Origin of the sequence: Cellulomonas sp. A375-1 (assembly GCF_001040865.1) — a bacterium.
Classification (GTDB): Bacteria; Actinomycetota; Actinomycetes; order Actinomycetales; family Cellulomonadaceae; genus Cellulomonas; species Cellulomonas gelida.
In genome coordinates this window covers 21,534-43,054 of the sequence record NZ_LFKW01000079.1, presented here as the reverse complement: position 1 = coordinate 43,054, position 21,521 = coordinate 21,534, and the positions used below count along the sequence as shown (strand labels likewise).

At 73.7% G+C, this 21,521-nt stretch carries 22 protein-coding genes; 12 read left to right on the top strand and 10 right to left on the bottom strand.

The genetic code is table 11. The features are described from left to right. A partial coding sequence (gene rny / locus CWIS_RS08955; RefSeq protein ID WP_082156340.1) for a ribonuclease Y occupies positions 1-1,352 on the top strand: 1,352 nt, incomplete at its 5' end. Positions 1,353-1,367: 15 nt separating this feature from the next. Here the strand turns inward: rny and CWIS_RS08950 are convergent. From CWIS_RS08950 to CWIS_RS08935, 4 genes are all read right to left on the bottom strand, one after another. Further along, the gene (locus CWIS_RS08950) at positions 1,368-2,231 is read right to left on the bottom strand and encodes an amino acid ABC transporter permease (RefSeq protein ID WP_048342924.1); all 864 of its coding nucleotides are present in this window, start codon (positions 2,229-2,231) and stop codon (positions 1,368-1,370) included. Next, positions 2,228-2,902 carry an amino acid ABC transporter permease gene (locus tag CWIS_RS08945; RefSeq protein WP_048342923.1) on the bottom strand — a complete coding sequence of 225 codons (675 nt, stop codon included), beginning with the start codon at positions 2,900-2,902 and terminating at the stop codon, positions 2,228-2,230. Before CWIS_RS08945 ends, CWIS_RS08950 begins: the two co-directional genes overlap by 4 nt. Before the next feature lie 84 nt (positions 2,903-2,986). After that, positions 2,987-3,826, bottom strand: a complete 840-nt coding sequence (locus CWIS_RS08940) for a glutamate ABC transporter substrate-binding protein (RefSeq protein ID WP_369796539.1) — start codon at positions 3,824-3,826, stop codon at positions 2,987-2,989. A 94-nt stretch (positions 3,827-3,920) separates the two neighbouring features. Beyond that, on the bottom strand, positions 3,921-4,721 hold the full coding sequence (locus CWIS_RS08935) for an amino acid ABC transporter ATP-binding protein (protein WP_048342921.1): 801 nt from the start codon (positions 4,719-4,721) through the stop codon (positions 3,921-3,923). Positions 4,722-4,892: 171 nt separating this feature from the next. On the opposite strand from CWIS_RS08935, the gene miaB reads away from it, so the two are divergent. Beyond that, entirely contained in the window at positions 4,893-6,470 is a 1,578-nt protein-coding gene (gene miaB / locus CWIS_RS08930; protein WP_048342920.1) for a tRNA (N6-isopentenyl adenosine(37)-C2)-methylthiotransferase MiaB, read from the top strand. A gap of 83 nt (positions 6,471-6,553) precedes the next feature. Here the strand turns inward: miaB and CWIS_RS08925 are convergent, their stop codons facing one another. Together CWIS_RS08925 and CWIS_RS08920 are read right to left on the bottom strand one after the other, a co-directional pair. Next, the gene (locus CWIS_RS08925) at positions 6,554-7,072 is read right to left on the bottom strand and encodes a YbjN domain-containing protein (protein WP_048342919.1); all 519 of its coding nucleotides are present in this window, start codon (positions 7,070-7,072) and stop codon (positions 6,554-6,556) included. Then, on the bottom strand, positions 7,069-7,659 hold the full coding sequence (locus tag CWIS_RS08920; RefSeq protein ID WP_048342918.1) for a YbjN domain-containing protein: 591 nt from the start codon (positions 7,657-7,659) through the stop codon (positions 7,069-7,071). The genes CWIS_RS08925 and CWIS_RS08920 overlap by 4 nt, the downstream gene beginning before the upstream one ends. Before the next feature lie 174 nt (positions 7,660-7,833). Between CWIS_RS08920 and CWIS_RS08915 the strand changes: the two genes are divergently transcribed. The 5 genes from CWIS_RS08915 to CWIS_RS08895 all read left to right on the top strand — a co-directional run bounded on the left by CWIS_RS08915 (position 7,834) and on the right by CWIS_RS08895 (position 11,679). Further along, positions 7,834-8,406 carry a YbjN domain-containing protein gene (locus CWIS_RS08915; protein ID WP_048342917.1) on the top strand — a complete coding sequence of 191 codons (573 nt, stop codon included), beginning with the start codon at positions 7,834-7,836 and terminating at the stop codon, positions 8,404-8,406. Positions 8,407-8,562: 156 nt separating this feature from the next. Beyond that, positions 8,563-9,393, top strand: a complete 831-nt coding sequence (locus CWIS_RS17610; protein WP_053071640.1) for a hypothetical protein — start codon at positions 8,563-8,565, stop codon at positions 9,391-9,393. After that, positions 9,390-10,349 carry a tRNA (adenosine(37)-N6)-dimethylallyltransferase MiaA gene (gene miaA / locus CWIS_RS08905; protein WP_048342916.1) on the top strand — a complete coding sequence of 320 codons (960 nt, stop codon included), beginning with the start codon at positions 9,390-9,392 and terminating at the stop codon, positions 10,347-10,349. The genes CWIS_RS17610 and miaA overlap by 4 nt, the downstream gene beginning before the upstream one ends. After that, entirely contained in the window at positions 10,346-11,338 is a 993-nt protein-coding gene (dapF, locus tag CWIS_RS08900) for a diaminopimelate epimerase (protein ID WP_048342915.1), read from the top strand. Before miaA ends, dapF begins: the two co-directional genes overlap by 4 nt. Further along, on the top strand, positions 11,335-11,679 hold the full coding sequence (locus tag CWIS_RS08895; RefSeq protein WP_231583742.1) for a thioredoxin family protein: 345 nt from the start codon (positions 11,335-11,337) through the stop codon (positions 11,677-11,679). Before dapF ends, CWIS_RS08895 begins: the two co-directional genes overlap by 4 nt. On the opposite strand, the gene CWIS_RS08890 is transcribed toward CWIS_RS08895, so the two are convergent. Together CWIS_RS08890 and CWIS_RS08885 are read right to left on the bottom strand one after the other, a co-directional pair. Further along, entirely contained in the window at positions 11,631-13,082 is a 1,452-nt protein-coding gene (locus CWIS_RS08890) for an MFS transporter (protein ID WP_053071639.1), read from the bottom strand. The two genes, CWIS_RS08895 and CWIS_RS08890, sit on opposite strands and share 49 nt — an antisense overlap. Positions 13,083-13,116: 34 nt before the next feature. After that, positions 13,117-13,737 (bottom strand): class I SAM-dependent methyltransferase, encoded by a 621-nt coding sequence (locus CWIS_RS08885; RefSeq protein ID WP_048342913.1) that lies wholly within the window; start codon positions 13,735-13,737, stop codon positions 13,117-13,119. Positions 13,738-13,857: 120 nt separating this feature from the next. Here CWIS_RS08885 and hflX point away from each other — a divergent pair, with 120 nt between their 5' ends. The 3 genes from hflX (at position 13,858) to CWIS_RS08870 (ending at position 18,762) form a co-directional block, all read left to right on the top strand. After that, positions 13,858-15,405: a GTPase HflX gene (gene hflX / locus CWIS_RS08880; protein WP_048342912.1), complete on the top strand. Its 1,548-nt coding sequence runs from the start codon at positions 13,858-13,860 to the stop codon at positions 15,403-15,405. 62 nt (positions 15,406-15,467) lie between these two features. After that, positions 15,468-17,621, top strand: a complete 2,154-nt coding sequence (locus tag CWIS_RS08875) for an ATP-dependent DNA helicase (RefSeq protein WP_048342911.1) — start codon at positions 15,468-15,470, stop codon at positions 17,619-17,621. 127 nt (positions 17,622-17,748) lie between these two features. After that, complete coding sequence (locus CWIS_RS08870; RefSeq protein WP_082156339.1) at positions 17,749-18,762, top strand: L-lactate dehydrogenase; 1,014 nt, start codon at positions 17,749-17,751, stop codon at positions 18,760-18,762. An 84-nt stretch (positions 18,763-18,846) separates the two neighbouring features. On the opposite strand, the gene CWIS_RS08865 is transcribed toward CWIS_RS08870, so the two are convergent. Then, positions 18,847-19,143, bottom strand: coding sequence for a hypothetical protein (locus tag CWIS_RS08865; RefSeq protein ID WP_048342910.1), 297 nt, complete (start codon positions 19,141-19,143; stop codon positions 18,847-18,849). A 5-nt stretch (positions 19,144-19,148) separates the two neighbouring features. Continuing rightward, positions 19,149-19,910 (bottom strand): transcriptional repressor LexA, encoded by a 762-nt coding sequence (lexA, locus tag CWIS_RS08860; RefSeq protein ID WP_197080798.1) that lies wholly within the window; start codon positions 19,908-19,910, stop codon positions 19,149-19,151. A 398-nt stretch (positions 19,911-20,308) separates the two neighbouring features. On the opposite strand from lexA, the gene CWIS_RS17605 reads away from it, so the two are divergent. Then, positions 20,309-20,683, top strand: a complete 375-nt coding sequence (locus tag CWIS_RS17605; protein WP_053071638.1) for a LysM peptidoglycan-binding domain-containing protein — start codon at positions 20,309-20,311, stop codon at positions 20,681-20,683. A gap of 297 nt (positions 20,684-20,980) precedes the next feature. Continuing rightward, a complete protein-coding gene (nrdR, locus tag CWIS_RS08850; protein ID WP_048342909.1) occupies positions 20,981-21,520 on the top strand; it encodes a transcriptional regulator NrdR in 540 nt (179 codons plus the stop codon). The last annotated feature ends 1 nt before the right edge of the window (position 21,521 follow it).

The following is a 21,521-nucleotide window of genomic DNA, read 5'->3' as shown; positions in this document are numbered from 1 at the left end:
GCGCGCGCGAGCGTGACGAGACCGCCGCCGCCGCGCAGGCGGCTGCCGCCGAGGCCGAGCAGAAGGCGCGCGAGCACGAGCGCGTCGCTGCGCAGTCCGAACGCGCCGCGGAGCGCGCGCTCGGGGCCGCCGAGCGCGACGCCGCCGCCCAGCTCGCGCACGCGCACGAGCAGGCCCGCGCTGCGATCGACGAGGCGCAGGACAAGGCGCGCGTCGAGCTCGAGTCGGTGACCGGCCTGACCATCGACGAGGCCCGCGACGCGCTCACGCGGCGCATCACCGAGCAGGCGCAGAACGAGGCGTCGTCCTACGTGCGCCGTGCCGAGGCGCAGGCCCGCCGGACCGCCGAGGCGCGGGCCCGACGCATCGTCGCGACCGCTGTCCAGCGCACGGCCGTCGCGACCAGCGCGCAGTCCGGGCTGACGGTGCTGCCCTTGCCCTCGGACGAGATGAAGGGCCGGATCATCGGCAAAGAGGGCCGCAACATCCGGTCGTTCGAGGCGCTGACCGGGGTCAACGTGCTGGTCGACGAGCAGCCGGACGCCGTGGTCCTGTCGTGCTTCGACGCGGAGCGCCGTGAGGTCGCGCAGGTCGCGCTCGAGGCGCTCATGGCCGACGGCCGCATCCACCCGCAGCGCATCGAGGCGGCGTACGCCGAAGCACTCGCGGGTGCGGACGAGCGCGCGGTCGCCGCGGGCCACGACGCGGCCGAGCGGGCGGGCGTCGCCGACCTGCATCCCGTGCTCGTCCGCGCGCTCGGGCGGTTGCGGTTGCGCACGTCGTACGGGCAGAACGTGCTCGAGCACCTCGTCGAGTGTGCGTTGCTCGCCGGTTCGCTCGCCGCAGAGCTGGGTGCGAACGAGGCGGTTGCGCGTCGGGCTGCGTTCCTGCACGACCTGGGCAAGGCGCTCACCAACGAGGTCGCCGGCACGCACGCGGCCGTGGGTGCCGATCTCGCACGCCGTCACGGCGAGAGCGACATCGTGGTCAACGCCATCGCGGCGCACCACGACGAGGTGCCGCTCGAGACGGTCGAGGCCGTGGTCGTCCAGGTCGCGGACGCCATCTCGGCGGCTCGGCCGGGAGCGCGGCGCCAGGAGCTCGACCAGTACGTCGAGCGGATGGACAAGCTGGAGAGCCTCGTGGCGGCGCACGACGGTGTGCGCCGGGCTCTGGCGATGTCGGCGGGCCGTGAGGTCCGCGTGGTCGTCGAACCGTCCGAGGTGGACGACGCCGCGCTGCCGCAGCTCGCGGTCGCGATCGCCCGGCACATCGAGGCTGACCTGTCGTACCCGGGCGAGATCCAGGTCACCGTCGTGCGGGAGATCCGGGCGAGCGCGACCGCAGGCTGACCCAGCCAGGACGCGTCAGTCGCGCGCCGTGACGGCCAGGCTCGGTGCCTCGACGCGCGTCTTGCCCGCCGTGCGGCGGCCGACGCGTCCGGCGAGCGCTTCGGCGAGCCGCGTGAGCAGCCAGTTGATGACGATGAAGACGACGGCCGCGACGACGAGCGCCTGCAGGATGTTGCCGTTGCCCGACCCGAACCGCCGCGCGGCTGCGAGCAGCTCCGGGTAGGTGATGATCGCGCCGAGCGCGGTGTCCTTGAGGATCACGACGAGCTGGCTCGCGATCGCGGGCAGCATCGCGATGATCGCCTGGGGGACCTCGACGAGGCGCAGCGACTGCGACCGACGCAGGCCGATCGCGAGCGCCGCCTCGCGCTGGCCCCGGGGCAGCCCGTGCACGCCGGAACGCACGAGCTCGGCGAACACCGAGCCGTTGTAGAGCGTCAGGCCCAGCACGACCGCGACGAGCGGCAGGTCCTTCGGCGAGACGATGTCGAGCCGGGGGATCGCCATGTAGAAGAACACCATCATGATCAGCACCGGGACCGCGCGGAAGAACTCCACGACGCCCCCGGACAGCGCGCGCACGGTGCGGGACGCGGAGAGTCGTCCGAGTCCGAACACCAGCCCGAACACGCCCGCCGTGACGATCGACAGGCCCGCCGCGACGAGGGTCTGGCGAAGGCCGGGCAGGAAGAAGTTCTCCCAGGCGTTCGCCGTGAACAGCGGGCTCCAGAGGTCGGCGTCGAGCTGGCCCTTGCGGTTCAGCAGGACCAGCGCGTAGAAGCCGATCCCCGCGACGACGAGCGTCGCCCCGACGTTGACCCACACCATCCGGCGCCGGGCCCGCGGACCCGGTGCGTCGAAGAGGACCGAGCCGCTCATCGCGCCACCGCCAGCCGCCGCGACAGGCTCGTCGTCGCCAGACCGATCGGGACGACGATGAGCACGAAGCCGAACGCGAAGACCAGGAAGATCGCCACCATCAGGTCGGGCCGGAACTCGATCATCTGCTTGAGCAGGCCGGAGGTCTCGGCGACGGACCCGGCGGCGGCGACCGTCGAGTTCTTGGTGAGCGCGATGAGCACGTTGCCGAGCGGTGCGACCGCGCCGCGGAAGGCCTGCGGCAGGATCACGAGCCGCGCCGAGTCGCCGAACCCTAGGCCGATCGCGCGCGCGGCCTCGGCCTGCCCGACGGGCACGGTGTTGACGCCCGAGCGCAGCGCCTCGCACACGAACGCGGCGTGGTACACGGTCAGCCCGAGCACCGAGAGCCAGAAGAAGTTGCGCTGGAAGTCCGACGACAGCGTGATCCCCAGCTGCCCCCAGAGGCCGAGCACGCAGAACACGATGATCACCGTCAGCGGTGTGTTCCGCAGCAGCGTGACGTACGTCGTGCCGGCCCAGCGCAGACTCGGCACGGGTGAGATGCGCATGACCGCCAGGACCGTGCCGAGGACGAGGGCGAAGATCGCCGCGAAGAACGTGAGCTGGATGTTCACCCAGAACGCGCCGAGCACGTCGAACTCGTCGAACAACGACGCGAAGTCGTCCACCGGTCCTCCTGTCGTGGCGGGGTCTGGCGCGGACCGCGGGCCGGGCGACGACGCGAGCGCCGCTCGGCCCGCGGGCTCAGCGGCTCACGCGCAGGCGGCCGGCTCGGGCGGGTTGAGGTCGGCGTTCGGCTTGTACCCGGACGCGCTGACGTTGTCGTCGAGCGCCTTCTGCCACGAGCCGTCCTCGATCATGGCCTTGATCGCGTCGGTCACGGCCTGGCACTTGTCGGTGTCCTTGGGCAGCCCGACCCCGTAGTTCTCCTCGGAGAACGGGTTCCCGACGACCTTGACCTTGCCCTCGTTGGCCGGGATGGCGGCCAGGCCGGCGAGGATGATGTCGTCGGTGGTGACGGCGTCGACCGTGCCCGCCGTCAGCGCCGTGACGCACTCGCTGTAGCCGGGCTGCTCGAGCAGGTTGGTCCCGGCCGCGTGCTCGTCCTTGATGCGCTGCGCCGAGGTGGACCCCGTCACCGAGCACAGGTTCTTGCCGTCGAGGTCCTCGGGCCCCGTGATCGTGTCGTCGTCGACGGCCACCAGCAGGTCCTGCCCGGCGACGAAGTACGGCCCCGCGAACGAGACGACCTCCTTGCGGGCGTCCGTGATCGAGTACGTCGCGAAGATCATGTCGACCTGCTTGTTCTGCAGCATGGTCTCGCGCTGGGCCGAGGGTGACTCCACGAACTCGATGTCGTCCTCGGCGTAGCCGAGCTTGTCGGCGACGTACTTGGCCACGTCGACGTCGAAGCCCGTGTAGGTGTCGCCGTCCTTGAAGCCGAGACCCGGCTGGTCGAACTTGATGCCGATGCGGATGGTCCCGCCGCCGCTGTCGCCGCTGCTCCCGCCCGTGGCGTCGTCGGACGTGTCGCTGTCCGAGGAGCAGGCGGCGAGCGTGAGGGCGCCTGCGAGGGTGAGTGCGGTCGCCATGATTCGGGTGCGCATGGTGGTTCCCTTCGTGTCGGTTCTCAACGTGTCGTGCGGGAAGCCTCGGAGGGACGGTCGGGCAGGGTCGGCGGCGGCGTCAGTGGGTGAGGATCTTGGACAGGAAGTCGCGGGCGCGCTCGCTGCGCGGTGCGGTGAAGAACGTCTCGGGGTCCGCCTGCTCGACGATCTCGCCCGCGTCCATGAACACCACGCGGTGCGCGGCGCGACGCGCGAAGCCCATCTCGTGCGTGACGACGAGCATCGTCATGCCGTCGCGCGCGAGCCCGACCATGACGTCGAGGACCTCGTTGATCATCTCGGGGTCGAGCGCCGACGTCGGCTCGTCGAAGAGCATGACCTTCGGACCCATCGCCAGCGCGCGAGCGATCGCCACGCGCTGCTGCTGCCCGCCGGAGAGCTGCGCCGGGAGCTTGGCGGCCTGGTTGCCGACCCCGACACGCTCGAGCAGCTCGGTCGCTCGGGCCGTCGCCTCGGCCTTCTTCATGCCCTTGGCCTTGATCGGCCCGAGCGTGACGTTCTCCAGCACGGTCCGGTGCGCGAAGAGGTTGAACGACTGGAAGACCATGCCGACCTCGGCCCGCAGCCGTGCGAGGTCGCGGCCCTCCTCGGGCAGCTCGCGCCCGTCGATCACGATCGAGCCGGAGTCGATCGTCTCGAGACGGTTGATGGTGCGGCACAGCGTCGACTTGCCGCTCCCGGAGGGGCCGATGATGACGACGACCTCACCGCGCGAGACGGTCAGGTCGATGTCCTTGAGCACGTGCAGCGCACCGAAGTGCTTGTCGACTCCGCGCAGCTCGACGAGCGGGGGGCCGAGCTGCCCGGGCGCAGGTGCAGGCTCAGCCCCGGGTCCGGGTTCCGTCACGACGTCCGCCATCCGTCGAACGTAGGGGGAATTGTCCGATCCTGCATCCGTCGTGCGTCTCGATCCGGCAACATTCGTCGGGGCAACAGGCCGGTCAGGCGAACGGGTGACCTGCGGGAGCGTGCGGCAGGCGCGTCCATGCGGTTCCGGCGGGCACGGTCGTCGGCCGTACCCTGGTCGGTGATGTCCACGACCCTGCCCGCGCCCGACCACGCCCCGACCACGACCACGTCGGGCGGTTCTGCGCGCACGTACCTCGTCAAGACGCTCGGCTGCCAGATGAACGTGCACGACTCCGAGCACATGGCCGGCATGCTCGAGCAGGCGGGCTACGTCGCGGCCACGCCCGAGCAGGCGGCGTCCGAGGACGCCGACGTGATCGTCATCAACACGTGCGCGGTGCGCGAGAACGCGGCCGACAAGCTGTACGGGAACCTGGGCCGCCTGGCCCGCACCAAGCGCAGCCGCCCGGACATGCAGATCGCCGTCGGCGGGTGCCTCGCGCAGAAGGACCGCGCCGGCATCGTCGAGCGCGCACCCTGGGTCGACGTGGTGTTCGGCACGCACAACCTCGACGTGCTGCCGGTGCTGCTCGAGCGCGCGCGGCACAACGCGGCCGCGCAGGTGGAGATCGAGGAGTCGCTCAAGGTCTTCCCGTCGACGCTGCCCACGCGCCGCGAGTCCGTCTACGCGGGCTGGGTCTCCATCAGCGTCGGGTGCAACAACACGTGCACGTTCTGCATCGTGCCGCACCTGCGCGGCAAGGAGCGCGACCGGCGGCCGGGGGAGATCCTCGCCGAGGTCGAGGCCCTCGTCGCAACCGGCGCGATCGAGGTCACGCTGCTCGGGCAGAACGTGAACTCCTACGGTGTGGGCTTCGGCGACCGCGGTGCGTTCGCCAAGCTCCTGCGTGCCGTGGGCGCGATCCCCGGCCTCGAGCGGGTGCGCTTCACCTCGCCTCATCCCGCGGCGTTCACCGACGACGTCATCGAGGCGATGGCGGCGACGCCGACGGTCATGCCGTCGCTCCACATGCCCCTGCAGTCCGGCTCGGACCGGGTGCTGCGCGCGATGCGCCGCTCCTACCGGTCCGAGAAGTTCCTCGGCATCCTCGACCGCGTGCGCGCGGCCATCCCGCACGCGGCGATCACGACCGACATCATCGTCGGCTTCCCGGGGGAGACCGACGAGGACTTCGAGGACACGCTGCGCGTGGTCGAGGCCGCGCGGTTCTCCTCCGCGTTCACGTTCCAGTACTCGCAGCGGCCGGGGACGCCGGCCGCCGACCTGCCGGACCAGCTGCCCAAGGCGGTCGTGCAGGAGCGGTACGAGCGGCTGATCGCGCTCCAGGAGCGCATCTGTGCGCAGGAGAACGCGGCCCAGGAGGGTCGGGTCGTCGAGGTGCTCGTGGCGGAGGGCGAGGGGCGCAAGGATGGCGAGACGCGCCGGATCTCGGGGCGCGCCGCCGACAACCGTCTCGTGCACCTCGCGCTGCCGGCTGACCTCGACCCCGACGCCGCGCCCCGGCCGGGTGACCTCGTGACCGTGCAGGTGACGCACGGTGCACCGCACCACCTGGTCGCGGACTCCGCGCTCACGGGTGGGCCGTTCGCCGTGCGGCGCACGCGAGCCGGTGACGCGTGGCAGACGCGGCAGTCGGGCGACGACGAGCACGCGGGCGGGCACGGCGCAGACGCGTGCGGCACGGGCGCGGCGCCCGGTCCCGTCAGCCTCGGGATGCCGTCGCTCACCGTCCGCTGAGCTCGGGTGCGACCGAGCTCGGGTACGGCTGAGCTCGGATGCGGCTGAGGACCGGTTCGACGAGCGCCAGTGCCGCCGAGCCGTCAGTTGTCCGGCACGTCCGGGGGCAGACCGCCGCCGGGGATGGTCGCCTCGAGCGCGGCGAACAGCTGCACGCCCGTGCCCAGCCCGCACGACAGGACCTGGGCGAGCTGGTTGTCGGTCGCGCCCGGCTCGAAGTCCGCGCTGACCTCGGAGTAGAGCGCGAGCATGCCCTCCTCCTCGCGGACGTACGCCTTGGGCCAGATGCGCTCGCGGTTCCAGTCGTTGAGCGCGAGCGAGACGGCCGCCCGCTGCTCGAGCGGCACCTGCCGGTGCCACCGTCCGCGCACCTGGACGATCTCGTCGTGCTCGCCGAGCAGCAGGAACCAGAACCGGCTGCCGTCCCACGTCCCGGTGAGGTCGCCGTCGTCGTCGACGATGAACCGGTAGCCCTTGTCGAGCAGGTAGTCGCCCACCCGGTCGCGCGTGACGGGCTGCGGCTCCTCGTCGTCGGCGGGAGCATGCTTGGCGGGCTTCGGCAGCCCGCCCAGCACGCGCAGGAGCCAGCCCGGCCCGCTCACGGCACGCTCCCGGCCGGGTCGGGGTACTTCTCGTCGATCGCGTCGAAGAACATCGAGCCGGTCGACAGGCCGCAGAACAGCAGCTGCGAGAGCTGGGCGTCGGTCGCGCCGTGCTCGAGGTCGGTGGCGACCTCCGCGACGACGTGCACGCGACCGTTGTCCCGCACGCGCACGTACGCCTTGGGCCAGATGCGGTCGGCGTTCCACTCGTTGCACAGGTCGAGGACCTCCTCGAGGCGCTCGATCGCGATCTCGCGGTGCCACTGCCCGCGGATCTGCAGGATCTCCGCACGCTCGCCGAAGAGGAAGAAGTAGAACAACCGCCCGCGCCACAGCCCGCCGAGGTCGCCGTCGTTGTCGACGAAGTAGCTGAAGTGGTTGTCGGCCATCCACGCCGCGATGCGCGCGGGGGTGACCGACCGGGGGTGCTCGGTCGCCGACTCGGGGACACCCAGCTCGCGCGCGAGCAGGCGCGTGACGTTCGCGTGCAGCTCGTCGTCGCTCGGCTCCATGCGTGGTTCCGGGGCGTCCCCGGACGCACGCCGACGACGCCACCACGGGCGGTGCTCGTCGGGCTGCGCGGCCATGGGGCGACACTACCCGCGCGCGTCGGGGGGATCGCGGTGGCCGTCCCAGAGCGTGGACGGCGTGGCGCGTCGTGGTGCGGCGGGTGCCGTCGGGTTCGCGGGTGTCGTGGGGTGCGGGCTAGTGTCGCGAGGACCCGCGAGCCGGGTCCCGGAACGACGACGAGGACGGTGCCCATGGGCTTCTTCAGCAAGCACGACGCGCCGGAGCCGGCCCCTGCCGCGCCCGCGCCCGCGCTCGAGCCGTTGACGCACGAGCGCGTCACGGCGACGCTCGACGCCCACGGCTACCGGTACGCGATCGACTCGGACGGCGACATCGGCGGCATCTGGGACGACCACGTCTTCTACTTCGTGCGGATCGGAGCCGAGCGGGAGTTCCTGCAGGTCCGGGGTCGCTGGACGCGCCCGCTCGCGGCGTCGCGGTACCTCGAGGTCCTCGAGCTCGCGAACGCGTGGAACACCGACAAGGTCTTCCCGAAGACCTACGTGCGCGTCGAGGACGACCTGCTCGGGGTGTACGCGGAGCACGCGGTCGACTACCGGCCGGGGGTCGCGGACTCCCAGCTCGACCAGCACCTCGGCTGCGCGGTCTCCACGGCGCTCGCGTTCTTCTCCCACCTCGACGAGCAGTTCCCCGAGGCCGTCGAGGCGTTCCGGGCCCAGCGCTCCGCCGCCGCACGTGCCGCCGAGGACGCAGCCGCGCCGGGTGCTGCGAGCACCGACCCCGGCGGCACGGACCACGTCTGAGACGCACGGCACCGGCCCAGCGCCTGATCCGTCCCCGCGTAGGCCGTTCGAGCGGCCTGGCTCGTCCTGACCAGCCCGCGCTCGTCCGGCTCCTGCCCACGCGGCCCTCCCCGCCTGGTGACCGGAGCGCGCGGCGACCTCGGATAGCGTCACCTCATGCTGGTCGCCGCTGCTCTCGTCCCCGACACGGCGCTGCTGGTCCCCGGTGCGTCCGGTCGCACGGATCCTGCGGCCGGGCTGCGCGAGGTGGCGACGGCGGCGGTGCGGCGCGCGGTCGAGCACGCGGACCGCGTCGTGGTGGTCGCGCCCGGCAGGGCTGCTCGTCGGACGCCCGGGACCACGCCGGAGGGGTCGGCAGCGCCGGGCGGTCCGGCGCACGCGAGAGCGGGGACGACGACGGTGCCCGCGGTCGCGGTGGTCGGACAGGTGCGCGCCAGCCTCGCCGCCGCCGGGATCCCCGACCAGACGCTGGCGCAGGTCCCGCCGGCGGACCTCGTCGTTCCCGAGGAGGTGGCTGCGCGCCTCGGGCGCACGCACCGGGCGAGCGTCCCGACGGCGGTCGCGCTGCGGCTGCTGGCCGCCACGGGGCGCGGTGCGGCGCACGCCGTCGAGACCTGCAGGAGCGACGGGGTCGCGCTGCGCGCGCTCGGGTCCAGCCTGGCCGCGGGCCGGGCGCGCACGGCGCTCGTCGTCGTCGGCTCGGCCTCGGGACGGCACGGCCCGGACGCGCCGCTCGCCGACGACCCCGAGGCGCTCGCCTACGACGACGCGCTCGTGGACGCCCTGCGCTCGGGGGACCCCGCGGCGCGCGAGCGGATCGCCGCGCTCGACCCCGTGCGTGCCGAGGCGCTCGCAGTCACCGGCTGGGGGCCGTGGCAGGTGCTCGTCGGCGCTACGGCGGCCGAGGTACGGGCCGACGTCGAGGGGCACGTGCTGCTCGGTGCGCAGCACGTCGTCGGGACCTGGCTGACGGGCGGCGCACGGTGAGCGCGCTCGTCGTCGCCGTCGTGGGGCCGACCGCGACCGGCAAGTCCGACCTGGCCGTCGCCCTCGCGCTCGCCCTGGGCGGCGAGGTGCTCAACGCCGACGCGCTCCAGCTGTACCGCGGCATGGACGTCGGCACCGCCAAGATGACGCTCGCCGAGCGTCGAGGCGTCCCGCACCACCTGCTCGACGTGCTCGACCCGCGCGAGGAGGCCTCCGTCGCGGACTACCAGGCGCTCGCGCGCGCGACGATCGACGACTGCGCCACGCGCGGTGTGCGCGTGGTCGCCGCGGGCGGGTCGGGCCTGTACGTGCGGGCGCTGCTCGACCACATGGAGTTCCCGGGTACCGACCCGGACGTGCGCGCGCGCCTCGAGGCTCGCGTCGAGGAGCACGGGTCGCGTGCCCTGCACGACGAGCTGGCGCGCCTGGACCCGGTCGCGGCGGAGGCGATCGGGCCACGTAACGCGCGGCGCATCGTGCGTGCGCTCGAGGTCATCGAGCTCACCGGGCGGCGGTACTCCGCGTCGCTGCCGCAGCACGTGTACGAGGTCCCCGCGGTGCAGATCGGGCTCGACTGCGACCGCGCGGTCCTCGACGCCCGCGTCGCGGCGCGGACCGAGCACATGCTCGAGCGCGGGCTCGTCGCCGAGGTCGAGAGACTGCTCGAGCACGGGCTGGGCCGCACCGCCGCACGCGCGGTCGGGTACGCGGAGACGGCAGCGATGCTGCGCGGCGAGCTCACCCCCGACGAGGCTCGTGACGCGATCACCGCCGGGACGCGCCGCCTGGCGCGCAAGCAGATGGGCTGGTTCGGCCGCGACCCGCGCGTGCACTGGCTCGACGCGCAGGACCCGGACCTGGTCGACCGGGCGCTCGCGCTCGTCGCCCAGGCGGACGCCGGACGGCTCGGCGCGGCCACCGACGACCCGGCGCCCCGCCGTAGTCTGGGTTCATGACGACCGCCGTGGGCCCGTCCGTCGACGGACAGGCCGCCGCCCCACCCGCGCGCCCGGACGGGACCCTGCACGTGACCAAGGGTCACGGCACGCAGAACGACTTCGTCCTGCTCGACGACCGCGACGGTCACCTCGACCTGAGCGCCGACCTGGTGCGGGCGCTCGCGGACCGGCGTGCGGGCGTCGGGGGAGACGGCGTGATCCGGCTCGTCGCGAGCCGCCACGTGGTCGAGGGCGCCCCGCTGCTCGCCGACGCACCCGAGGCGCAGTGGTTCATGGACTACCGCAACGCGGACGGCTCGATCGCGGAGATGTGCGGGAACGGCGTGCGGGTGTTCGCCCTCTACCTCGACCGGCTCGGACTGTGGCCCGATGCCGACGAGGTCGCCGTCGGCACGCGCGCGGGCGTGATGCGCGTGCGGCGCGTCGCGGTGCCTGAGGGCGTCGGCGACGGCGCGTGGTTCGCGTTCGACATCGGCCGGTGGCACCTGCCCGGCGGTCGTGCCGCGGCCGAGGCCGGGTTCGACGCCGAGGTCGCGGTCACGGGGCTGGACGTCGTGCGACCGGCGCTGTCCGTCGACGTCGGCAACCCGCACAGCGTGCTCGCGCTGCCCGACGTCGCCGAGCTGGCCGCGGTCGACCTCACGCGCGCGCCGCAGGTGCGGCCGGTCCCGCCCCACGGCACGAACGTCGAGATCGTCGTCCCGCTCGGCGAGACGGTCGTCGACGGCCGCACGACGGGACGCGTGCGCATGCGGGTGCACGAGCGCGGCGTGGGGGAGACCCGCTCGTGCGGCACGGGTGCCGTCGCGGCAGCGATGGCGGTGCGCACGTGGGCGGGTGCCGACGCGCCTGACACCTGGCTCGTCGACGTGCCCGGCGGCACGGTCCGCGTCACCGCGCTGGGCGACGACCACGCCGAGCTGGCCGGTCCGGCCGTGCTCGTCGGCGAGATGGACGTCGACCTGACGGCGCTGCTCGGCCGGTGAGCGTGGCCGACCAGCAGGTCCTCACGCCGGACGACCTGGGAGTCCCGCTCGGCACCCGGGCGACGGTGGTCGAGCTGTCGAGCACGTTCTGCCAGCCGTGCCGGATGGCACGCGTGGTGCTGCAACGGGCCGTGGAGACCACCGACGGGGTGCGCCTGGTCGAGCTCGACGTCGCCGGGTCACGCGGCGAGCGGCTCGGGGCCCGCCTCGCCGTGCACAGCACGCCCACAGTGCTCGTGCTCGACGCGCACGGGCGCATCGTCGAGCGGACGGCCGGCGTCCCGCGGCTCGCTCATGTGCGTGCCACGCTCGACGCGGTCGGCGAGCCCCCAGCGTCCTGAGGCGCGCTCACCACCCGGGGCGTCACGCGGACGGCGACGAGCGCCGCGCCGGCGGCGAGCACCGACGTCAGCGCGAAGCACGCGGCGTACGGTGCGTCACCGCCGCGGGCCGAGAACGCTGCGAACAGCACCCCCGTCACCGCCAGCGAGAGCGACGCACCGATCGAGTCCGAGACGGACAGGGCGGAGCTGTTGGTGCCCGCGGCGCGGCCGGACGAGTACCGCAGCACGAGCACGGTCTGCCGCGCGTAGGTCAGGCCCATGCCGAAACCCGCGACCGCCCACGCGGCGACGAGGACCGGGATCGGCGCGTGCGTCGCGGCACCCACGCCCGTGCCCGCGATACCCAGGGTGACGACGACCGTGCCGACCCGGATGGCCCGTGCGTGGGGGAGTCGCTCGCCCAGGCGCCCCTGCACCCACGCCGCACCCGCCCAGGTGAGCGCTGCGGCCGTCAGCGTCACGCCCGCGAACGTCGGCGAGACGTCGTACCGACGCGTCAGCAGGTAGGGCAGGTACACCTCGGCGCCGAAGAAGGCGCCCGCGAGCAGCCCGCGGTCGGCCACGATCGCGGGCAGCCCGCGGGCCGCTCGCAGGGTGCCGGGCGGGACGAGCCGGGACAGGGCAGCGAGCGCGACGGCGACGCCGCCGAGCGACGCCGCCACGGTCCCCGCGCTGCTGAGCTCGCCGCTGACGCCGAGCACGAGCACCGCCAGCGCGGCGAGCGCCGCCCACCCGATCCGGCGCGCGCTCGTCGTCGACGCGTCGTCGACGGGCTCCGCCCCGGGCTCGGGGGGCGCGGGGTGCTCGGGCGGTCCCACGGAGCGCACGCGGGCCAGCACGACGGCCGCGATGGGCGGGACGAGCACCGCCACGCCGAGGAACACCCACCGCCAGTCGGCGCGCTCGGTGACGAACCCCGCGACGGGCGGCCCGACGAGCGAGGGAATGACCCACGCCGCGGAGAACCCCGCGAAGACACGCGGGTGCAGCGCGCCGGGGTAGAGGCGCGCGACGACGACGTAGGAGACGACGGTGAGCGCGCCGCCGCCGAGGCCCTGCAGCAGCCGCCCGCCGGCCAGCACCGCCATCGTCGGCGCGGTCCCTGCGACCAGCAGCCCGGCGACGAAGGCGAGGGCGGCGGCCAGCAGGGGCCGCGCCGGTCCGACGCGATCCGCCCACGCCCCGGCGGCGACCATCCCGACCACGCCCGACGCGAGCGGGGCGGCGAAGGCCACGGCGTACAGAGCTGCGCCGTCGAGCTCGAGCGACACGGTCGGCATGACGGTCGTGACGGCGAGCGACTCGAAGGCGGCGAGGAACACGAGCGCGCACATGGCCCAGGTGGTCGTCCGCAGGCGGGCCCAGGTCGCGCGCGCGTCGTCGGTCACGACGGCGGGCATCGCAGCAGACTAGGCGTCGCGACCGACACGGACGTCAGGCGCTCCCGGGGGACGCCGTGACCTGCAGCACGCGGAAGCCCTTGGCACTCGCGACGCGCTCGACCGTCGCGCTACCGGCGAGCTCGTCGGCCAGCCAGCGCTGCAGCGAGTCCGCGCCCAAGTTCTTGCCGACGACCAGTGACGCCACGCCACCCGGCGCCAGGCGCGGCAACCACCGCCGCAGCAGCTCGTGCAGCGCGGCCTTGCCGACCCGGATCGGCGGGTTCGACCAGATCGCGGCGAACCGCACGTCGGCGGGCACGTCGTCGGGCTGCACGGCGTGCAGGTGCGACGCACCGACCGCGCGGGCGTTGTGGCGCACGAGGTCGAGCGCGCGCTCGTTGACGTCGACCGCCCACACCCGGGCCTGCGGCGAGCGCAGCGCGAGCTCGAGCGCGAGCGGCCCCCAGCCGCAGCCGAGGTCGAGCAGGTCGCCCGCGGCGGGCGGCGGCGGCACCTCGTCGAGCAGGACGCGCGTCGCGTGGTCCACGTGGTCGGGCGAGAAGACGCCGCCCGCGGTCTGCACGTGCAGGTCACGGCCCGCCAGGCGTACGACGATGTCGCGACGCTCGTCGTCCGAGGCCGGCTGTGCGGTGAAGTAGTGGTCTGCAGCCACGGGCCCGACCCTACCGACGAGCCTGCGCCTCCAGCGAAACACCTCGCACGTGCTCGGCCGTGCGTGCGACCCTGGAGGCTGAACGCGGGACGGCCCGCGTCCCCGCCGAGAAGGAGCCGCGTGAGCGAGACGCACCACACCACCACACCGAGCACGACGCCGGACGAGCCCCGCTCGCCCCAGCAGGTGGCCGACGACGTGGTGGCGCGGGTGCTCGCGAGGGCGGGGACCGCGCTGCACGCGGGCGGCACCGTGCACTCGGCGTACGACGGCGACCAGCTCGACCTCGAGGAGCGCACGTCGCTGCGCCGCGTCGCGGGCCTGTCCACCGAGCTCGAGGACGTCACCGAGGTCGAGTACCGCGAGCTGCGGCTCGAGAAGGTCGTCCTCGTCGGGGTCTGGGGCTCGTCGTCGTCCGCGGGGACGTCCAACGGCACGCTGCAGGACGCCGAGGTGTCGCTGCGCGAGCTCGCGGCCCTCGCGGAGACCGCGGGGTCGACCGTGCTCGACGGTCTGCTGCAGCGGCGCGCCAAGCCGGACCCGGGCACCTACCTGGGCTCGGGCAAGGCCGCGGAGCTCGCGTCAGTCGTCGCGGCGGTCGGCGCGGACACCGTGGTCATCGACGGCGAGCTCGCCCCGTCGCAGCGCCGCGCGCTCGAGGACATCGTGCGCGTCAAGGTCGTCGACCGGACCGCGCTGATCCTCGACATCTTCGCCCAGCACGCGAAGTCGCGGGAGGGCAAGGCCCAGGTCGAGCTCGCGCAGCTCGAGTACCTGCTGCCGCGCCTGCGCGGCTGGGGCGAGTCGATGTCCCGGCAGGCCGGCGGTCAGGTCGGCGGCGCCGGGGCGGGCATGGGCTCGCGCGGACCGGGTGAGACGAAGATCGAGCTCGACCGACGGCGCATCCGCAACCGCATGGCCAAGCTGCGCCGCGAGATCGCGGCGATGGAGCCGGCGCGCATGACCAAGCGCGCGTCGCGCAAGCGGCACGCGATCCCGTCCGTCGCGATCGCGGGCTACACCAACGCGGGCAAGTCCTCGCTCCTGAACCGGCTGACGAACGCCGGCGTGCTGGTCGAGAACGCGCTGTTCGCGACCCTGGACCCCACGGTCCGCCGCGCCGAGACGGTCGACGGGCGCGTCTACACGCTCGCCGACACGGTCGGGTTCGTGCGGTCGTTGCCCCACCAGCTCGTCGAGGCATTTCGCTCGACGCTCGAGGAGGTCGCGGACGCCGACCTGATCCTGCACGTCGTCGACGCGTCGCACCCCGACCCCGAGGGCCAGATCGCCGCGGTCCGCCACGTGTTCGCGGACATCCCCGGCGCCATGGACGTGCCCGAGATCATCGTGCTCAACAAGGCCGACCTCGCGTCGCCCGAGGTGATCGCCCGGCTGCGCTCGCGCGAGCTGCACTCGATCGTCGTCTCCGCGCACAGCGGCGAGGGCATCGCCGAGCTGCAGGCGCTCGTCGCGGACCAGCTGCCGCGTCCGGGGGTCACGGTCGACGTCGTGGTGCCCTACCAGCGCGGTGACCTCGTCAGCCGTGTGCACGAGCACGGCGACATCGACCACGAGGAGCACACCGCGGACGGCACGCTGCTGCGCGCGCGCGTCGACGAGTCGCTCGCGGCCGAGCTCGAGGAGGCGTCGGTCCGACGCGCGTGAGCGGGCGTCGCACGCGGCGCCCGGCAGTCCGGCAGGCCCTCGACCCGCACTAGGCTGGCCCGATGCCCGCGTCCCCGTCCGTGCCCGACGACCCGGCGGCGACAGAGCCCGGTGCTCGCGAGCCCGACGGCCGCGAGCCCGGTGACCGCGACGGCGCCGTCGACGAGCTGCTCGACGTCGCCGTCGGCGTGCTCGGCGGAGCTCGCCGAGAGGGCCAGCACGCGATGGCCCGCGCGGTCGCGTCGTCGCTGCGGACCGGCGAGCACCTGCTGGTCCAGGCGGGCACCGGCACCGGAAAGTCGCTCGGGTACCTCGTGCCCGCCGTCCAGCACGCGGTGCACGCGGACGAGCGCGTCGTCGTCTCCACCGCCACGCTCGCGCTGCAGCGCCAGGTCCTCACGCGCGACCTCCCGCTCGTCGCCGACGCGCTCGCCCCTCACCTGCCGCGCCGCCCCGACATCGCGCTGCTCAAGGGCTGGCACAACTACCTGTGCCTGCACAAGGTCGAGGGCGGGTACCCGGCCGACGACCAGGGCTCGCTGTTCGACCTGCCGGAGAAGGCGGGCGCCGCCGAGCACCCCTCGGCCGGGGCGACCGGTCCCGGCGCGCTCGGCCAGCAGGTCGTGCGCCTGCGCGAGTGGTCGCAGGAGACCGACACGGGCGACCGGGACGACCTCGTCCCCGGCGTGAGCGACCGTGCGTGGCGCCAGGTGTCCGTGACGTCGCTCGAGTGCATCGGCTCGGCGTGCCCGAAGCTCGACGAGTGCTTCCCGGAGCGTGCGCGTGGCCGTGCACGCGAGGCCGACGTCGTCGTGACGAACCACGCGATGCTCGGGATCGCCGCGTCCGGCTCGCCGGGCGTCCTGCCCGAGCACCAGGTCCTCGTCGTCGACGAGGCGCACGAGCTCGCGGACCGGGTCACCACGCAGGCCACGGCCGAGCTGTCGCTGCCCGTCGTGCAGCACGCCGCGCGCGTCGCCCGGCGACACGGCGGAGTCCCCGCGTCCGACCTCGAGGCCGCGGGAGAGGCGCTCGCCGGGGTCATCGTGCCGCTGCGCGAAGGTCGCTTCCCCGCCGGGCTGCCGGCCGAGGTGCACGACGCCGTGGCGGTGGTCCGGGACGCGGCGCGCACGCTGCTGTCGCTCCTGCGGCCCGAGCCGGGCGGATCGGGTGGATCGGGTCCCGCCGACGGCGGCCGCAAGGTCGCGCAGTCGGCCGTCCTGACGTTGTTCGAGACGGCGGAGCGCATGACCGCCGAGGCCGAGGACGCCGCGCGCACCGTGATGTGGTGCGCGCGCGGTGAGGACCGCTCAGGCGCCGTGACGACGAGGCTGCACGCCGCGCCGCTCGCCGTCAACGGGCTGATCCGCACCCAGCTCTTCGCGGGGCGGACCGCTGTACTGACCTCCGCGACGCTCGCGCTCGGCGGCACGTTCGACCCGATGGCGCGCTCGGTGGGTCTCGAGCGCCGGCCGGACCTGGAGCCCGAGGGCCCCACCAGCGTCCCCGGCGCCGATCCCGTCCCGGCCGCCGTGGCAGCGGGCGAGATGCGGTGGACGGGCCTCGACGTCGGCAGCCCGTTCGACTACCCCCGGCAGGGCATCTGCTACGTGGCTCGCCGCCTCCCTCCCCCCGGCCGCGAGCCAGCGACCGACGCGCAGCTCGACGAGATCGAGGCGCTCGTGCGCGCCTCGGGCGGCGCGACGCTCGGGCTGTTCTCGTCCCGTCGAGCGGCCAACGCGGCCGCCGAGGCGATGCGGGAACGGCTCGACGTCCCCGTGCTGCTGCAGGGCGACGACCAGCTCCCCACGCTCGTCGCGCAGTTCGCGGCCGACGAGCCGAGCTGCCTGTTCGGGTCGCTCGCGCTGTGGCAGGGCGTCGACGTGCCGGGACGCGCGTGCCGCCTCGTGCTCATCGACCGCATCCCGTTCCCGCGCCCCGACGACCCGGTCCGCTCGGCCCGCGCCGACGTCGTGGCCGCGGCGGGCGGCAACGGCTTCATGGCCGTGTCGGCGACACACGCCGCGCTCCTGCTCGCGCAGGGCGCCGGACGGCTCATCCGCGGGCCGCAGGACAAGGGCGTGGTCGCGGTCCTCGACCCCCGGCTCGCCACGGCGCGGTACGGCGAGTTCCTCGCGCGGTCCATGCCGCCCTTCTGGCGGACCACTGAGCGCGACGTGGCCGTGGCGGCACTCACGCGCCTGCGTGACGGCTGAGCCGGTAGCCTGCGGACGAGGGTCAGCAGACAGTGGACACGCAGGTCGACGGCGTGTTCCGCGCCGGCGCACCCTCGCACGCCCGCACGACGCACGCCCGATCCCCGCACCCTCTGGAGGCGCACCGATGTCCGAGCAGATCCTCGAGAGCCGGGACAGCGACGACCCGTCCGCATCCGTGGGTGCGACCCACCGCCGGACGTCGAAGCTCGCGATCGTCGGGGCCGGAGCGGTCGGCTCGACCATGGCGTACGCCGCGCTCATGCGCGGCGCGGCACGCAACGTCGCGCTGTTCGACATCAACAAGGCCAAGGTCGAGGCCGAGGCGCTCGACCTCGGGCACGGCATCCAGTTCATGTCCATGGCGGAGGTCGTCGGGTCCGACGACATCGCGGTGTGCGCCGACGCCGACGTCGTCGTCTTCACCGCGGGAGCCAAGCAGAAGCCGGGCCAGACGCGCGTCGACCTCGCCGAGGCGACCATCGGCCTGGTGAAGAAGGTCCTGCCCTCGCTCGTCGAGGTCGCGCCGAACGCCGTCTACGTGATGGTCACCAACCCCGTCGACGTCGTGACCTACGCCTCGCTCAAGATCTCCGGCCTCCCGCCGTCGCAGATGTTCGGCTCGGGCACCGTGCTCGACTCCTCCCGCCTGCGCTACCTGATCGCCAAGCACACCGGCGTCGCGGTGCAGAACGTGCACGCGTACATCGCGGGCGAGCACGGCGACTCGGAGCTGCCGTTGTGGAGCTCGGCGTCCATCGGTGCCATCCCGCTGCTCGAGTGGCAGGGGATCGAGGGCGAGGGCCCGCTCACGCACTCGGTGCGCGACGAGATCGCCCGCGAGGTCGTCGAGTCCGCCTACCGGATCATCGAGGGCAAGGGTGCGACGAACTACGCGGTCGCGCTCGCCGGCTCGCGGATCATCGAGGCGATCATCAAGGACGAGCGACGGGTGCTGCCGGTCTCGTCGCTGCTGACGGACTTCTACGGGATCAGCGACGTGTGCCTGTCGGTGCCGACGATCGTGGGGTCGAGCGGCGTCCTCGACCGTCTGCCGGTCCCGATGTCGGTCGACGAGCTCTCGGGCCTGCGGGCGTCCGCCCAGGCGGTCCGGGACGTCGCCCGGCGCTTCGGCTTCTGACCGGACCCGCTGCCGGTCGAGGTCCGATCGTGATCCGGCACCGATCCTGATCGGACCCTGGGCCGACTGACACGCTCACGCCCGTCAGTCGGCCCAGGAGTCGTCCTCCCACCGGTCCCCGTCCGGAACCGGCCCGTCCTGTGCGGAACGGTCGGGGGACGGGTGCTCCGCACTCGGGTCGGCACTCGGGTCGACGTGGTGCGGGGCGGGGCCGTGCTCCGCGTGATCCGCGCCGTCGCCCGGGTCCGTCTCGGCGAGGCTCGTCTCGTCGGCGAGGTTCGTCTCGGCGAGGTTCGTCTCGTGGGCGTCATGCGTGCCGGAGAACGCGTCGCGCAGGCGGCGGTCGAGGTCGCGGCCCGGGTCCGGGAGTCGTCCAGGCATGAGCGTCAGAGGCTGCGCAGCACGCTGACGACGCGGCCGAGGATCGTCGCGTCGTCACCGGCGATCGGCGCGTAGGCGGCGTTGTGCGGCATGAGCCACACGTGCCCGTCCGCACGCCGCAGCGTCTTGACCGTCGCCTCGCCGTCGATCATGGCGGCGACGATCTCGCCGTTCTCCGCGACGGGCTGCCGGCGCACGACCACCCAGTCGCCGTCGCAGATCGCCGCGTCGACCATCGAGTCGCCGGACACCTTGAGGAGGAACAGCTCGCCGTCTCCCACGAGCTGGCGGGGGAGCGGGAAGACGTCCTCGACGACCTGCTCGGCCAGGATCGGGCCGCCGGCCGCGATCCGGCCGACCACCGGCACGTAGGCCGGCGCCGACAGGCGCTCGGAGCCCGTGTCGCCGAGCTCGACCTCGGCGGCCCCGTCGCCGCTCCACTGCGGCACGCCACGCGAGTCGTCGGCGTGGACGACCTCGATCGCGCGGGGGCGCTTGGGGTCGCGGCGCAGATAGCCCTTGCGCTCGAGCGCGGTCAGCTGGTGCTTGACGCTCGACGGGCTGGTGAGACCGACCGCGTCGCCGATCTCACGCATGCTCGGCGGGTAGCCGCGGGTCTCGACGGAGACGCGGATGGTCTGGAGCACGAGCCGCTGACGGGCTGTGAGCCCGTCCGGGCCCGGCGGCGTCTCGGGCAGCTCGTGCACCGTGCCGAGCCTGCCCAGCGCACCGCTCTCGGTCTGGTCGTCGGTCCGCTCGTCCGTCACGTCCACCCCTCCAGTCCACCTCCGTCGCCCGGCCGTGGTCGGCCCGGTCGCCCGGTGCGCGCCTCCGCCACGACGCCGGTGCCGACCCCACCTGCACCGCCCGAACGCCTGTGGTGCCAGGCGGTCGCGGTGCTGATCGTGGCCGTGCCGCCGGCCGGGCCGGCGGCGTGACGAGTGGTCGTGTCAGTGGTCGGTGGTGCGCTGTTCCTCGGCAGGAAGCCTACGCAGGCCGGACGGTGATTTCAAACATCTGTTCGACATCTCTGGACGCGTGTCGCAGGCCTCTGGTAGAACTCGTACAGACGTACGACGAACAGGTGTATGACGAACGTGTGTACGGGCGGGGCGCGTGGAGCGGCCGCAGTCGCCCCGCGAGCGTCACGAGGAGAGGAAGCGCGATGAGCACGATGGTGATCGGTCCCTCGGTCCGGGCGGGTCGGGACGTGCGCCCTGCGACGGCTCAGCGGCGTCGCGCCGAGTCCGCACCCGCGCTGCACCTGACGCGCCGTGGGCGTGCAGTCGTGGTCGCGTTCGCCCTCGTGCTGGCGGCCGCCGTCTTCGGTCTCGGGGCCCGTGCGGCTGCCGGCGCTCCGTCGGACGTGACGTTCGACCGGTACGTCGTGCAGCCTGGCGACACGCTGTGGGACATCGCCGCCGACTCCCGCGGAGCGCACGAGTCGGTGGGCGCACAGGTGCGCGAGCTCGTGCGCGTGAACGGACTGTCCGGCGACCAGGTGGTGGCCGGCGAGGAGCTCGTCGTCCCGCGGGGCTGACGCGAGCGGACTCTCCGACGGGCGGTCGCCGATCGAGGCGACCGCCCGTCGGCGTCCACCCGCATCCTGTCTGACGACAGCGCGGGTGCAGATGCGCTCGTGCGGACGCCGACGCGGGTGCGGACGCGCGTCGATCGGAGCGCGCCGGGCCCGGGAGCGGAACATCGTCCGGGATGGTGGCGTCGGCCGGTCAGGGAGTCCGGTGGCGGGCTCGACTCGTCGGCCGGGCCCGGGTCGGTACGATCGCTGTCGGGTCGTCGCTCGTCGACCCGCCGAGGTGGAGCAGGGAGGCTCAGGGTGCACTGCCCGTTCTGTCGTCACCCGGACTCCCGGGTGGTCGACTCGCGCACGTCGGACGACGGGTCGTCGATCCGGCGCCGTCGCCAGTGCCCCTCGTGCAACCGCCGGTTCACGACCGTCGAGACCACGAGCCTGTCCGTCGTCAAGCGGTCGGGCGCGACCGAGCCGTTCAGCCGCGACAAGATCGCGGGCGGCGTGCGCAAGGCGTGCCAGGGTCGCCCGGTGAGCGAGGACGACCTCGCCCTGCTCGCACAGAAGGTCGAGGAGACGCTGCGCTCGTCGGGCTCGGCGGAGATCGACGCCTACGAGATCGGGCTGGCGATCCTGGGCCCGCTGCGCGAGCTCGACGAGGTCGCGTACCTGCGGTTCGCGAGCGTCTACCAGGCCTTCGACTCGCTCGAGGACTTCGAGGCGGCGATCACGGTCCTGCGAGCGGAGCGCGCGGAACGCGACGGTGACGACGTCGCCGAGGACGACCCCGGTCCCGATCAGGACTCCGAACGCCAGCCCGTCGCGGGTTCCGGCCCGGCCCTCTGAG

What these genes read in the sequence shown, in the direction of transcription:
- CWIS_RS08950 (WP_048342924.1), bottom strand. Translation starts at nt 2,231, where the DNA reads ATGAGCGGCTCGGTCCTCTTCGACGCACCGGGTCCGCGGGCCCGGCGC.
- CWIS_RS17610 (WP_053071640.1), top strand. Translation starts at nt 8,563, where the DNA reads ATGCTGGTCGCCGCTGCTCTCGTCCCCGACACGGCGCTGCTGGTCCCC.
- CWIS_RS08875 (WP_048342911.1), top strand. Translation starts at nt 15,468, where the DNA reads ATGCCCGCGTCCCCGTCCGTGCCCGACGACCCGGCGGCGACAGAGCCC.
- CWIS_RS08920 (WP_048342918.1), bottom strand. Translation starts at nt 7,659, where the DNA reads ATGGCCGCGCAGCCCGACGAGCACCGCCCGTGGTGGCGTCGTCGGCGT.
- CWIS_RS08890 (WP_053071639.1), bottom strand. Translation starts at nt 13,082, where the DNA reads ATGCCCGCCGTCGTGACCGACGACGCGCGCGCGACCTGGGCCCGCCTG.
- CWIS_RS08915 (WP_048342917.1), top strand. Translation starts at nt 7,834, where the DNA reads ATGGGCTTCTTCAGCAAGCACGACGCGCCGGAGCCGGCCCCTGCCGCG.
- miaB (WP_048342920.1), top strand. Translation starts at nt 4,893, where the DNA reads ATGTCCACGACCCTGCCCGCGCCCGACCACGCCCCGACCACGACCACG.
- CWIS_RS08865 (WP_048342910.1), bottom strand. Translation starts at nt 19,143, where the DNA reads ATGCCTGGACGACTCCCGGACCCGGGCCGCGACCTCGACCGCCGCCTG.
- CWIS_RS17605 (WP_053071638.1), top strand. Translation starts at nt 20,309, where the DNA reads ATGAGCACGATGGTGATCGGTCCCTCGGTCCGGGCGGGTCGGGACGTG.
- dapF (WP_048342915.1), top strand. Translation starts at nt 10,346, where the DNA reads ATGACGACCGCCGTGGGCCCGTCCGTCGACGGACAGGCCGCCGCCCCA.
- CWIS_RS08870 (WP_082156339.1), top strand. Translation starts at nt 17,749, where the DNA reads ATGTCCGAGCAGATCCTCGAGAGCCGGGACAGCGACGACCCGTCCGCA.
- CWIS_RS08940 (WP_369796539.1), bottom strand. Translation starts at nt 3,826, where the DNA reads ATGGCGACCGCACTCACCCTCGCAGGCGCCCTCACGCTCGCCGCCTGC.
- CWIS_RS08935 (WP_048342921.1), bottom strand. Translation starts at nt 4,721, where the DNA reads ATGGCGGACGTCGTGACGGAACCCGGACCCGGGGCTGAGCCTGCACCT.